This is a genomic window from Bradyrhizobium sp., assembly GCF_030654605.1.
GTDB lineage: Bacteria > Pseudomonadota > Alphaproteobacteria > Rhizobiales > Xanthobacteraceae > Bradyrhizobium.
The window spans coordinates 1-9,068 of sequence record NZ_JAURXB010000196.1 but is presented as its reverse complement, the minus strand read 5'-3'; the positions used below and the strand labels follow the sequence as shown (position 1 = coordinate 9,068).

12 protein-coding genes are annotated in these 9,068 nt (G+C 65.0%); 3 read left to right on the top strand and 9 right to left on the bottom strand.

Annotated elements, in window-relative coordinates; genetic code table 11:
- Nucleotides 1-157 (top strand): DUF4260 family protein (locus Q7U29_RS18100; protein WP_304743736.1); only part of this gene is annotated, 157 nt, incomplete at its 5' end.
- Between the two features lie 76 nt (nucleotides 158-233).
- Here Q7U29_RS18100 and Q7U29_RS18095 read toward each other — a convergent pair.
- The 8 genes from Q7U29_RS18095 to Q7U29_RS18060 form a co-directional block, all read right to left on the bottom strand.
- Complete coding sequence (locus Q7U29_RS18095; protein WP_304743735.1) at nucleotides 234-815, bottom strand: carboxymuconolactone decarboxylase family protein; 582 nt, start codon at nucleotides 813-815, stop codon at nucleotides 234-236.
- A 65-nt stretch (nucleotides 816-880) separates the two neighbouring features.
- A complete protein-coding gene (locus tag Q7U29_RS18090) occupies nucleotides 881-1,306 on the bottom strand; it encodes a DOPA 4,5-dioxygenase family protein (RefSeq protein ID WP_304743734.1) in 426 nt (141 codons plus the stop codon).
- A gap of 29 nt (nucleotides 1,307-1,335) precedes the next feature.
- Complete coding sequence (blaOXA, locus tag Q7U29_RS18085) at nucleotides 1,336-2,154, bottom strand: class D beta-lactamase (protein ID WP_304743733.1); 819 nt, start codon at nucleotides 2,152-2,154, stop codon at nucleotides 1,336-1,338.
- 78 nt (nucleotides 2,155-2,232) lie between these two features.
- Entirely contained in the window at nucleotides 2,233-2,499 is a 267-nt protein-coding gene (locus Q7U29_RS18080) for an EscU/YscU/HrcU family type III secretion system export apparatus switch protein (protein ID WP_304743732.1), read from the bottom strand.
- Entirely contained in the window at nucleotides 2,496-4,028 is a 1,533-nt protein-coding gene (locus Q7U29_RS18075) for a flagellar hook-length control protein FliK (RefSeq protein ID WP_304743731.1), read from the bottom strand. The genes Q7U29_RS18080 and Q7U29_RS18075 overlap by 4 nt, the downstream gene beginning before the upstream one ends.
- Before the next feature lie 242 nt (nucleotides 4,029-4,270).
- Complete coding sequence (locus Q7U29_RS18070) at nucleotides 4,271-5,041, bottom strand: ATP12 family chaperone protein (protein WP_304743730.1); 771 nt, start codon at nucleotides 5,039-5,041, stop codon at nucleotides 4,271-4,273.
- Nucleotides 5,042-5,163: 122 nt separating this feature from the next.
- Nucleotides 5,164-5,481: a hypothetical protein gene (locus tag Q7U29_RS18065; RefSeq protein WP_304743729.1), complete on the bottom strand. Its 318-nt coding sequence runs from the start codon at nucleotides 5,479-5,481 to the stop codon at nucleotides 5,164-5,166.
- A 43-nt stretch (nucleotides 5,482-5,524) separates the two neighbouring features.
- Complete coding sequence (locus Q7U29_RS18060; RefSeq protein ID WP_304743728.1) at nucleotides 5,525-6,736, bottom strand: RluA family pseudouridine synthase; 1,212 nt, start codon at nucleotides 6,734-6,736, stop codon at nucleotides 5,525-5,527.
- Between the two features lie 129 nt (nucleotides 6,737-6,865).
- Here Q7U29_RS18060 and Q7U29_RS18055 point away from each other — a divergent pair, with 129 nt between their 5' ends.
- Nucleotides 6,866-7,810 carry an alpha/beta hydrolase gene (locus Q7U29_RS18055; RefSeq protein ID WP_304743727.1) on the top strand — a complete coding sequence of 315 codons (945 nt, stop codon included), beginning with the start codon at nucleotides 6,866-6,868 and terminating at the stop codon, nucleotides 7,808-7,810.
- Between the two features lie 4 nt (nucleotides 7,811-7,814).
- On the opposite strand, the gene Q7U29_RS18050 is transcribed toward Q7U29_RS18055, so the two are convergent.
- Entirely contained in the window at nucleotides 7,815-8,705 is an 891-nt protein-coding gene (locus tag Q7U29_RS18050; protein ID WP_304743726.1) for a tetratricopeptide repeat protein, read from the bottom strand.
- A gap of 44 nt (nucleotides 8,706-8,749) precedes the next feature.
- Between Q7U29_RS18050 and Q7U29_RS18045 the strand changes: the two genes are divergently transcribed.
- Nucleotides 8,750-8,950, top strand: a complete 201-nt coding sequence (locus tag Q7U29_RS18045; RefSeq protein ID WP_304743725.1) for a hypothetical protein — start codon at nucleotides 8,750-8,752, stop codon at nucleotides 8,948-8,950.
- Nucleotides 8,951-9,068 lie beyond the last annotated feature (118 nt).

Sequence of the window (9,068 nt, the reverse complement as noted above, 5' to 3'; positions counted from 1 at the left end):
CACGTCGGGATTGGCGCTCGCATCGCCGCTGGTGCTCTCGGTGGCGATGATCTGGCTGGCGCATATCGGTTTCGACCGCGCGCTCGGCTTCGGACTGAAATATTTCGCCGGATTTTCCTTTACCCATCTCGGGCGGATCGGGCGGGCCGCGGGTTAATCCCGTTATTGCGAGCCAACGGGTCGCGCGAATGCGCACCCGATGACAGGAAGCGCTCCTCGCAATGACGAACTCCCTACGCCTCACCCTCCCCGAACGGCGGCTCCTTGCCGGGCGGAACCGACGCCTCCGACATCGCCAGCAGCATCGCGACCATGATGTAGTTGCCGGCAACAGCCGTGAGATCCACGATCTGCTGATCGCTGAACACGCGCTTCGCCTGCGCATAGGTTTCGTCGGAGACTTTTCGCGCAGTCGTGAGTTCGGTGACGAAATCGTAAACCGCAGCTTCGTCCTCGGCCATGTCCAACGGCCGCTTGCCAGCTTTCAGCTCGGCGATGATCCCGGCCGACAAGCCCGCCTTCTGCGCCAGCGGCGCATGCGCGTACCATTCGACCTGCGAGCGCCATTGCCGCGCGATGATGAGGATCGCGAACTCGTTGAGATTGAGCGGGACCGAGGTTTCCCAGCGCAAATAATGAAACAGGTCGAACAGCCGCTGGCCCAGCACCGGGCTGCGCAGCATCGAATTGTAGGGACCACCGATGCCGATGCTCGAAACCTTCACGATCTGCTCGCCGAGCGCCTTTTGCGTTGCGTCGAGCTGCTCCATGGTCAGCTGCGGAAAGCGCGGCGGCCTGGCTGCGGTCGGGTTCATGATTTCTCCGTGTGTCGAATGTGCACGGAAATGCTAGTCCGACCGCATCGGCGGCGCCAGCGGCGTTACGGACGCAGCAGCGGTTTCGTATTCGGCAGCAGTGCCTGTTCCAGGGCGGCCTCCTCCGGCAGTCTGTCGGCGTGCACGGCAAGCGCGGGGCCGATCCAGATCGGATCAGCCTGATGATCCCTGCGCGGATTGGTGGTGTTCGGATGCACCAGAATGCTCAGGCGTCCGTGGTTGAGCATCAGCCATGGCACCAGCGCCGGAAACACCTCCACGGCAAAGGCGACCTGGAACATCGCCTGGTCGTGCGGGCCCACCTTGACGTCATGCCAGCGCCCCAGCGTGACGGCGAAGCGCTCGCCGATCCAGCTTCGCAGCCGCTCGGCCTCCGGCCGCGTCGCATTGGGATCGTAATAGACGTGGGCATGGAAGCTTGCGATCTCGCTGTTCGATCGCGGCACCGAACCATCCGGCAAGTCCGTCATCCCTGTTTCCTTGGCGGCGGGCGGCAAAATCAGATCGCACCGATATCGGTGAGGCATCGCTGCGTCAAAGTCATGCGCGCGGCGATGTGGCGCGGCTCGAGACAATCCATGTTGAGGGCAAACACCGTTTGCGCCGATCCCTTCTCGGCCCAGCCCACCATCCATCCCAGCGACGGTTTTCCGGCTTCGGCGCCCAGCAACCCGCTCTTGGCGCGGATGACGGCGTCGCCGACTTTCGTCACCACCAGAATATCGCGCACCAGTTCCTGGCTGCGCTTCGACACCGGCAGCACGCCACGCCTGAGACGGTCGACGAAATCGACCTGCTGCATGGGGTCGATGCGCAGATTGCCGGTCAGCCAGAACTGGTCGATGCCGCCGCCGATGTCGCGATTGCCATATTCGAGCAGATCGAGATATTTCCGCATCCGCTCGGCGCCGATACGCCGGGCGATCTCCTGATAGACCGGCACCGCGGAGGCGACAAACGCGGTACGCAGCGTGTGGTCCCTGTTCCAGGGCTCGATGCTTCGCTTCACTCCGTCCCATTTGAACACCTCCTTGTCGGTGTCCGCGACCACGCCGGTCTCCAGCGCGATCAGTGAATTCGGAATCTTGAAGGTCGAGGCCGGCAGCATCGCCTCGCCGGAGCGATTCTTGTCGCTGGCGACGATCAGATAGTCGTCGACCTTGTAGCCGACGAAGGTGCCGACGGTTCCCTCGGCGATGAACCGTTTCGCCAGATCGTCGCGGAACTCACTGCGCTGGGGTGAGACATTGGCAAAGCTGCGTGCGGGCAAGAGGCTGGCGGCGGCGAGAAGGCCGAGCGCATGGCGGCGATGGATCACGGGAGCATCCGACGTGGTTGATGGCCGCCGACGATGCATCCGATAACGTGGTAAAACAATGACAATCGGGAGTGGAGCCTACCGCATCCGCCGCGACAGACCGAGCACGAACCCCAGCACTTCGGCCACGGCCTTGTAGAGCTCGGTCGGAATTTCATCGCCGATCTCGACATTGGCGAGCGCGCCGGCCAGCACTTCGTTTTCCTCGATCGGGATATTATTCTCTTTGGCGACTTCGATGATCCTGGCGCCGATCGATCCCTTGCCCTTGGCGGTGACGCGCGGCGCGCCGGTCTTGTCGTAGTGCAGCGCGACCGCAAGCCGGCTCCTGGATTCCACTTTCATAGCGCGCGATCCAGGAAATGCCCGGCCGGCGCGGGCGCCGATTGCGGCGGTTTGCCGTCGCCGATCACGATATCGCCGGGCACAAGCTCGGCTTTTGCCAATGCGTGGCTCAGCTGCGCCGCGCCGGCGCGCAACTGCGTCGTGGTTTCCGGCCGTTCCGCCCACATCCGCACCGAAGTCGTCTCGCCTATCAATGAGACCAGTGCATGCACCGGACCGGCCGGCTCGACGTCGAGCGAGAAGCGCGCCTGCCATATCCGCTTGGCGGCTTCGACCTCACTGCCGCCGCCGTCGCGCGAAATCTCGAACTCCGCCATCGCGGTGCCCTGCGGCGTCGCAAACGGGATTTCGAAATGCCAGCGCGGCGCCGCCGGATCGATCCGCGGCGCCGAGGTATCGATACGATCGGGCAATGACGCCACCTGCAGCAGGGTCTGGCGCGCCAACGCAGCCTCGGTATCGCCGAGCAGCTTATGCGCGATGGTCGCGGGCGGTGCATCTGCCGGCAGCGACGGCAAGGCGACCGGCTGCGCCGAGGGATGCGCGCCGCGAAACGGCGGCGGCGTTTGGGCATGGAGGGCGGCGTCGCCGCTGCTCCGCAGCTCTTTCGGGGCCCCCATCGCCGGCGGGGCGGTGCCGATCTCCTGCAGTCCCTCCTGCAGCACATTCAGCGCGGCGGCCGCCGCCGCGCGTGACCCGCCACCGGATGCCAGCAAATCGCCGACAGCGATCAGGCGCGCCTGCGGCGAGCGAATGTCCGGCGCGTCGAGGTCGGGAGACAAAGACGGAGCAAGCGGCGGCGCCGCTGCATCCCCTGCATCCGTCGCAGCCGCGGTGCCACCGAGCGACGACAGCAGCGTCTGGCGCAGCACGATTAGCGCGGCCTTGAGGTCGGGGATGCCGGCCGGCGGCGATCCCGAGGCCAGCGAAGCCTCGAGAAACAGCCCGGACTTCTGGAAGGCATTTTTCACTTCGCCGCCGGTGAGGTTTTGGTCGAGGCTGGTCCGCTGCGCCAGCACCAAGGTCACCGCCTGCTGCAGTTGCGGCGACAGGGTTTTCGAGCCGGCAGCAGCCTCGGCATTGGCAAACAGCGGCGCCTGACTGCCCTGCTGGGTCGCGGCGGTCTGCACCGCCGTGGAAACTGCCAGCTTCTCCAGCGGCGTCAGTATGTTCTTCGGCAACGCTGAAGTCGCCTGGGAATTGGCCGCAGCCTCGGCCCGCGCCCCGGGCGCCAGCGTGACAGTGTCGGCACTTGCGTCACCGGCCGCGCCGGCACCCTGCCCGACCACTGCGAGCCTGATGCCGCCTTCGCTCTCGGATACCGCCAGTTGCATGGCCTGGCCGGCCTGCAGTGGAACCTGCGACATCACGTCAAGCGAAAGCCCTGATATCGCGATCCGGACCATATTGTTGGCGAGTACCTTCAGCACCTGGGCGTCGATCACCGTGCCCGGCTGCAACACGAGGTCGCGCTCGACGGCCTGTGCGGCGGCGGCGGCAAGGATCGGATTGACTGATGTAATCGGCATCCTGGGGTCTCGCTGGACTGCCAACGCTAGCCCAGCGGCGTAAACCTCTCGTTAACCGCTGGGGAACGAACCGCAAAAGGCACCCTCGTGTCCCGGACGCGGCGCAGCGCTTTTAGCGGTGCGCCGCAGAGCCGGGACCCACTCGATACAGCGCAGACCCTGCGCCATGGGTCCCGGTTCTGCGGAGCAGCGTTTCACGCTGCGCCGCGCCCGGGACACGCAGGCGGCTCATGCGGCGGGGTTCAACGCGCCCTGATGATGCCGGCGGCGGCCGTGAAATCGACCAGCCTTGCCCGGCGGCGCGCCGCAACCTCCTCATCCACCCCCCATTGCTCGATATTCCAGTCCTCGTCGACATGGGCTGCGTTCCAGACCTGGTCGGCATCCAGCACGCCGCGCAGCAGCGCCAAAGCGAGCAGCGCCGAGCCCGTCAGGGTCGTGACCACATGCACGGCGGCGATCGACCAGGGGTCATCGGGCAGCGCCGCGCGGGCCGCCGCGACCGCCGGCTCGGGCTGGCGGACATGCACGATGCCTTCGGCCAGCATGAAATGCGCGCCGAGCGCCTCGGCGGCCCAGAACACGACCGGGTCCCAAAGGGCCGCTTCCCGCGCCACCAGCGCCTGTGGATGGCCGGCGCGATAGAACAGCAAATCGGAACCGAGATATTTCGCGACGTCGTCGGTGACTGCCTCGACCCGCTCGACTACGGCATCGACGACGCTGTTGGCGAACCTCGTCATCGGCATGGACAGGGGATCGATGAACTCCTGCTGCGCCTCCCACTCCGCCGCGATGGCGTCGGCGATTTCCCGGGTGGGTGCGGCCAGCGCACGACCCGATGGCGTGCGAACCGGCTTGTCATCCAGCGTGATTGCAAAGCCGCCGGGCCCCTCGACGACACCGGCCTGGGTATAAAACCGCTTGCGGCGCGGACCGCGCGTCGTGCGCCGCACCGCCTCCTCCGGGTCCATCCGGGATTGTCCGGCCACTTCATCGAACAGTTCGCGCATGCGGTTTTCGGTCTCTGTCGTCGGTGATAATTTCAGCCGGAGAGTACGACATGGGTGGATGCAAATAAAGGCGAGCCGGCTGACGGTGGCGCGCAGCTTCGGACCAATTCCGGTGGTCGCCGCTACTGGTTCGTGCAAGCGCGCGAATATGCCGATCGTTGGCTGGGACCGAGCCCTGCCGCGGCGCCTTCTTCGAGGCATTTGCTGATGCGGTCGCCGAACGAGCCGCGCTGCAACCCCTGGACCTTCGGCACCGGCAGCGTCGCGTCCATTTTCGGGATCGCCGGTACCTCGATCTTCGGAGGCGGCGGCGGTGGAGGCAGCGGCGGGTTGAATTGCGAGCCGCCCGGCGGAATGGATTGCGCGAATGCGGTATTCACCGCCATCAGCGCCCACAGCACCGCAGCCACTGGGATCGACGATCTCTTCATCGAACCCATGTCGTGATCCTCAGCGTGGCCCGCAAGAAAGCGGCCGGCTAAATTATTCTTCAGGGGCGTTCTCGATCGGATCGAAGCGGTCGGCCTCGAGGCCCAGCAAGTTCCATGATTGCAGCATATGCGGCGGCAGCGGCGCGGTGGCGTCGATAGTGCCGCCGCGCGGATGCGGAATCACGATCCGCCGCGCCAGCAGATGCAGCCGCTTCTGCAGACCGCCCGGCAGTTCCCAGTTCTCCTTGTTGAAATATTTGGGGTCGCCGATGATGGCGTGGCCGATATGCGCCATGTGGGCACGCAACTGATGGGTTCGCCCGGTCACCGGTTTCAGTGACACCCAGGCAAGCTTTGTGGCCGAGGTTTCGACGACCGCGTAGTAGGTCACGGCGTGGCTGGCGCCCTCGTCGCCATGCTTGGCGATCACCATGATGGTGTCGTCCTCGCTCTCTTCCTTGGCGAGGTAGGTCGAGATGCGGCCCTGCTTCGGCTTCGGCACGCCCGCCACCAGCGCCCAGTAGACTTTTCGCGCGGAGCGGTGGCGGAACGAGCCGGTCAGCGCGGTGGCGGCAAAGCGCGTCTTGGCGATCAGCAGGCAGCCCGCGGTTTCCTTGTCGAGCCGGTGCACCAGCCGCGGCTTCTGTCCCTTGGCGTCGCGCATCACTTCCAGCATGTCGTCGACATTGCGCGTGATGCCGGAGCCGCCCTGCACCGCCAGCCCCGCCGGCTTGTTCAGCACCATGACATCGGCGTCCTCGAACAGGATCATGTCCTTCAGCGCCTGCAGCGTCTTGGCTCCGGCTTCCGAGAGAGAGCCGACGACCTTGGCGGCATCGAGCTGAAGCGGCGGAATCCGGATGCTCTGCCCCTCCTCGATCCGGTCCTTGCTGTCGGCGCGCTTGCCGTTGACGCGCAACTCGCCTTTGCGGACGATGCGCTGGATGTGGGAGAATGACAGGCCGGGAAAGCGCGCTTCCAGGAAGCGATCGACCCGCATGTTGTTCTCGTCCGCCGTCACCACGACAGTCTGCACCTTGGTCGGCAACGGCGCCGGCTCGGGCACGACCTTTTCGGGCTCGGGAATGAACGGCGCCGGCCTTGGTGCCGGTCTCGGCGCGCGCGGCGCCGAGGCGGCAAACCGCGCGGACGGCTTGCCACCCGGACGCGCCGGCGGTCGCTCGGCTGCCGAACCGCGATACGGACGCGCGCCCTTCGGGCGATCACCCCGGGGCTTCAACGGCTTCTTGACGCGACGGCTCATGATTCAGCGGCTCCAGATTAGGCCGTTGGGTAGCGCAAAAGCAGCGAATCGTCACGGCGAAATCACTATAAAATGGGTATCGGATCGGCCATGCTTGGTAAAAACCGACCTGAGCGGGGAGCTTCCGCGATGCTGCTACCGAAACCGGCGTTGACCGTCGTCGCAGCCATGATCGCAAGCGCGGCGTGGGCGCAGCAAAGCCCGATGCCGGCGGAGATCGCCGCCAAACTGCAGGAAATGGGCCGCGTCATCGACCCGCCGAAGACCGTGGCGCTCTACGCGCCGTTGCAGCAGAAGGAGCCGTATCCGGGCGTCAGGATCGAACGCGATGTCAAATACGGCGCCGCCGAGCGCAACCTGCTCGATATTTTCGTGCCGGAGACGGCCGCATCTCCCCGGCCGGTGCTGATCTTTGTCCATGGCGGCGCGTTTGTGGGCGGCAACAAGCGGACGACGCCGACCAGCCCGTTCTACGACAACATCATGCTGTGGGCGGCGAAGAACGGTTTCGTCGGCGTCAACGTCACCTATCGCCTCGCTCCGCAGGCACCCTGGCCGGCGGGAGCCCAGGATCTCGCCACCGCGGTTCGCTGGATCGCGGACAGGATCGGCGAACGCGGCGGCGATCCCGCGCGCATCTATCTGATGGGACATTCCGCCGGCGCGGTTCACGTCTCGAGCTATGTATCGCATCCCGAATTTCACGAGGTGAAGGGCGGAGGCCTGGCCGGCGCGATCATGGTCTCCGGCATTTACGACCTGACCGCGACGCCGCTTGCCGAGACCCAGCACGCTTATTTCGGCACCGATCCGGCCCGCTATGCCGAACGCTCCTCGCTGGCGGGTCTGGCGAGGACCAGCATCCCACTGATGCTGGCTGCCGCCGAACTGGACCCGGAGGGATTCGTGCTGCAATTCGACCTGATGAAGCACGCGACGTGCAGGCGCGCGAGCGGATGCGCGCGCGCATTACTGTTGCCGCAGCACAGCCATATGTCGGAGGTGTATTCGATCAACACCGAGGATATGCGCCTGACCGATCAGATTCTGGACTTCGTCAAAACGGGAAAGTAGCCGCTTACCTGCATTGCGCGCTGCTGCGCACGGCGGTCAGATCGGTATTGGCGTTGCCGGAAGGTCGCTGCTTGACGGCTTCGTCCGCCGCGGCACAGGCCGCCGCGGCGTCGCCGTTCTGCAACCGGGCCCAGGCCAGATTGGTCCAGGCGTCGCGGAAATCAGGCGCGTCCTTGACGGCCTGCTCCAGTACCTCCTGCGCCTCGCGCGGCCGCTTGGCGATCAAGAGCATCTTGCCATAATCCGCGTTGAGCGACTTCAACGGATTGGGCTGTTTGCGCGCAATCCTGAACATCTCGTCGGCGAAATCATTATCGCGGAAGCGCATTTGAGCGATCACGGCGAAGCCGTGATAAACGCCGCTCTGTTCAGGCGCCAGCAGAAAGGCCTGATTGAATCGCTGCGCGGCTTCGCTGGCGTTGCCTTTGGTTACGGCCCTCCAGCCGCGTTTGGTCGTTTCCTCAAAAGCCTTCTCCCGCGTTCCCACCGCCTCCAGCATCGCCTTGACGAATTTTTCGTCCGCGGCTTTCTGCGCCGCATCCTTCACAGCAAAGCCGAAGAACGGCTGCTCGCTGGTCGGACCGGACCAGGTTTTCCTCGTCACCTGCACGCCCGGCGCCACCTCGACGGTTTCGGCTGACGCTGCGCCAGCCGAAAACAGCGTAGCGCACATGATGGCAAGCAGCCCGACCAGCGAATGCAAGCCTTTGTAACGCAAGCCTGTCGGGTAACCGCCTGACCAGCGATAATTTACCAGCGGTCTGTTCGCGCGGAGGCTCATGATTGTTTCGGTTCCTGACCAAGCCGCTGGGTAGCGCAAAAGCCGCGCACGGTCACGGTGAAATCGGTCTAAATTCAGACTGGCAGCCACCCCTGAAAGCGGAATCGGAACCATCTGCCGCAGGTCCGCCCGGGTCAAAAGCTGCTATGCTTGATCACATGAAAGTCGAAGAGATCGCCGAAGCTGTTGCCAGGCTACCGCCGGATGAACTCGCGCGCTTCCGCCGCTGGTTCAGCGCATTCGAGTCAGGCCGCACCGACCATATCGCCGAGCTCGACTCCACGGCGACGAAGCTCGGCCGTTTCGCCGGCCGCGCCTTGGCGGAACTGAAAAAGCGCACTGGGGACCGGAAGCCCTAGTATCGACTATCCGAGATTGGTGAGTCGCTTGCTGCCCATGCTTCGAGACGCTCGCGTCGCTCGCTCCTCAGCATGAGGTTGTGGCGTTTCAACAAGGTAAACCTCATCCTGAGGAGCG

Bases quoted from the DNA above. Each gene is read 5' to 3' on its own strand.
- Q7U29_RS18065 (WP_304743729.1), bottom strand. From the start codon at position 5,481: ATGGGTTCGATGAAGAGATCGTCGATCCCAGTGGCTGCGGTGCTGTGG.
- Q7U29_RS18060 (WP_304743728.1), bottom strand. From the start codon at position 6,736: ATGAGCCGTCGCGTCAAGAAGCCGTTGAAGCCCCGGGGTGATCGCCCG.
- Q7U29_RS18050 (WP_304743726.1), bottom strand. From the start codon at position 8,705: ATGGTTCCGATTCCGCTTTCAGGGGTGGCTGCCAGTCTGAATTTAGAC.
- Q7U29_RS18075 (WP_304743731.1), bottom strand. From the start codon at position 4,028: ATGCCGATTACATCAGTCAATCCGATCCTTGCCGCCGCCGCCGCACAG.
- Q7U29_RS18095 (WP_304743735.1), bottom strand. From the start codon at position 815: ATGAACCCGACCGCAGCCAGGCCGCCGCGCTTTCCGCAGCTGACCATG.
- Q7U29_RS18055 (WP_304743727.1), top strand. From the start codon at position 6,866: ATGCTGCTACCGAAACCGGCGTTGACCGTCGTCGCAGCCATGATCGCA.
- Q7U29_RS18090 (WP_304743734.1), bottom strand. From the start codon at position 1,306: ATGACGGACTTGCCGGATGGTTCGGTGCCGCGATCGAACAGCGAGATC.
- Q7U29_RS18070 (WP_304743730.1), bottom strand. From the start codon at position 5,041: ATGCGCGAACTGTTCGATGAAGTGGCCGGACAATCCCGGATGGACCCG.
- Q7U29_RS18080 (WP_304743732.1), bottom strand. From the start codon at position 2,499: ATGAAAGTGGAATCCAGGAGCCGGCTTGCGGTCGCGCTGCACTACGAC.
- Q7U29_RS18045 (WP_304743725.1), top strand. From the start codon at position 8,750: ATGAAAGTCGAAGAGATCGCCGAAGCTGTTGCCAGGCTACCGCCGGAT.